Source organism: Cryobacterium tagatosivorans (assembly GCF_004402215.1).
Taxonomy (GTDB): Bacteria; Actinomycetota; Actinomycetes; order Actinomycetales; family Microbacteriaceae; genus Cryobacterium; species Cryobacterium tagatosivorans.
Genome location: NZ_SOEZ01000056.1, coordinates 1 through 2374 on the forward strand (window position 1 = coordinate 1; position 2374 = coordinate 2374).

Annotated in this window: 1 protein-coding gene and 2 pseudogenes; 2 read left to right on the forward strand and 1 reads right to left on the reverse strand. The window is 65.5% G+C overall.

What is annotated here, in order from left to right; translation table 11 throughout:
- Positions 1-234 precede the first annotated feature (234 nt).
- The gene (xylB, locus tag E3O23_RS11375) at positions 235-1620 is read left to right on the forward strand and encodes a xylulokinase (RefSeq protein WP_134491114.1); all 1386 of its coding nucleotides are present in this window, start codon (positions 235-237) and stop codon (positions 1618-1620) included.
- A gap of 10 nt (positions 1621-1630) precedes the next feature.
- Here xylB and E3O23_RS11380 read toward each other — a convergent pair.
- Positions 1631-2073, reverse strand: a pseudogene (locus E3O23_RS11380) (integrase core domain-containing protein); the annotation flags it as partial.
- A 41-nt stretch (positions 2074-2114) separates the two neighbouring features.
- Between E3O23_RS11380 and E3O23_RS11385 the strand changes: the two are divergent.
- A pseudogene (locus tag E3O23_RS11385) lies at positions 2115-2374 on the forward strand (transposase); the annotation flags it as partial.

The window sequence follows — 2374 nt, forward strand, 5'->3', positions numbered from 1 at the left end:
CCACTCCGGCACCACGGTCCTCATTCCCCACGGCGCCGGCGATGTGTCGATCATCGGACGCATGCGCGGCATACTCTGCGCGCCCCCGGCACCCTCCGCGCTGGTGCTCGGCTGAGCAGGAGCAGACAGTTAATCTACCAACGATGTTGAATCGGAGTCAGCCATGACAATCACTCTCACCCGTGAAGATCTTTTCTCCTTCAGCGGCTATAGCGTCGGCTCGGACGCGGCACGATGACGCTCGTCGCGGGAGTGGACTCGTCCACCCAGAGCTGCAAGGTGGTCGTCCGCGACCTCGACACAGGAGAGGTCGTCCGCACCGGTCGCAGCGCGCACCCGGTTGGCACGGAAGTCGACCCGGAAGATTGGTGGTGCGCGCTCGGCGAGGCGATCGAGGCGGCAGGCGGCCTGACCGACGTCGCAGCGATTGCCATCGGGGGCCAGCAGCACGGCTCGGTACTCCTCGATGAGAATGGCCGGATCGTGCGGCCTGCCCTGCTCTGGAACGACACGCGGTCCGCCCAAGCAACCCTCGACCTTATCGCCGAATTCGGAACCGAGGCGTTCGTCCGACGAACCGGGTCCGTGCCCGTCGCCTCCTTCACCGCAACGAAGCTGCGCTGGCTCCGCGATAACGAGCCACACCATGCGGCGTCAGTGGCGGCCGTGGCGCTTCCGCACGACTGGCTCACCTGGCGGCTACGCGGCTTCGGACCAGCGAACCCTGCGCTCGAGGAACTGACTACAGACCGCTCGGACGCCAGCGGCACGAGCTACTGGAATCCGGCAACAGGGGAGTACGACCGGGAGATCCTCATGGCCGCCCTTGGCCACGATGTAATCCTTCCCCGCGTGCTCGGTGCTGCTGAGCCCGCGGGCTGCGTGCCTGGTACGAACACCGTGATCGGCGCGGGAGCCGGGGATAACGCGGCGGCCGCTCTCGGCCTCGGCGCAACATCGGGGGACGTGATTATCTCGATCGGGACCAGCGGCACCGTCTTCGCGGTCACCGACGATCCAATAATGGACGTGTCCGGGGCGGTGGCCGGTTTTGCGGATGCGACGGGGCGCTTCCTACCGCTCATTGCGACGCTCAACGCCGCCCGGATCCTGGATATCGTTGCCGACCTGCTCGCGGTAAGCCACGGCGCGCTGGGCGAACTCGCCGAGTCCGTCGCCCCCGGCTCTGGCGGACTCGTGCTTCAGCCATACTTCGAGGGCGAGCGGACCCCCAACCTCCCGGATGCGACAGCCACCCTGCTCGGGATGACCCTGGAGAACACGTCCAGGGCAAACCTCGCTCGGGCGGCGATCGAAGGCATGCTGTGCAGTCTGGCCGGTGGGTTGGACGCGGTAATGAGCCAATCGGTCGAGGTCAGGAGACTCCTGCTCATCGGAGGGGCAGCTCAAAACTCGTCCGTGCAGAAGATCGCGTCCGAGATCTTCCCCTATCCCATCTCTGTCCCCGTCGCGGGTGAGTATGTGGCGGCGGGCGCGGCCCGGCAAGCCGGCTGGGCGCTCATGGGGGAGTTGCCCGTATGGTCGACGCCGATCGCCTCCGTTCGTGAACCGCGGGTTGCCCCGGTGATTCGTGCGCAGTATCAAGCCCGGCAGGGCTAGTGGTACCGAGTCATGACGTTGGTGGCACTCGGCTGATCGGGGTTGCTCCGATGCCGGTGTAAATCCGCTCAGTGTTGCAGTAGTTCAGCCATGGCGCAAGCGCGACGTGCCTCGTCTGGTTGCTGGTGAAGATCTGCCGGTAGGCCCATTCGATCGACAGGGTCCGGTTGAGGCGTTCGACTTTCCCGTTCGTCCAGGGGCAGTGCGGTTTGATGAGGCGCTGCTCGGCCTGATCTGCGCGACGGCGTCCTTGAAAGCGAACGAGTTCCGGTAAGCGAAGGCGTTTTCGGAAAGGACCCTTTCGATCCTCGGAATGCCGTTCAGAGCGAAGAACTCGGCGGCGCGGGTGAGGACACCGGCGGCGGTTGCGCCTTTCTCGTCGTCGTGGATTTCGGCGTAGGCGAGTCGGGTGTGGTCGTCGATGCCGGCGTGCACGTAGTCGAATCCGATGCCGCGGCCGACCTGTGGAGATTCGTCTTCGCTGGAAGGATGTCATCACGCAGAAGCCCTACCCTCCCGAGTTCCGCCGCGACGTCGTCGCCGTGGCCAGGAAGCACGAAGCCCGCTGAACCAGATCGCGAAGGACTTCGGCATCTCGGAGTCTTGCCTGGCGAACTGGCTGAAGAAAGCCGACGTTGAAGAGGGCGTCAAGCCCGGCGTGACCGAGAAGGAATCCGCGGAGCTCCGGGATGCGAAGAAGCGCATCCGGCTGCTTGAGCAGGAAGCCGAGGTCATGCGCCGCGCGGTCGCCTAC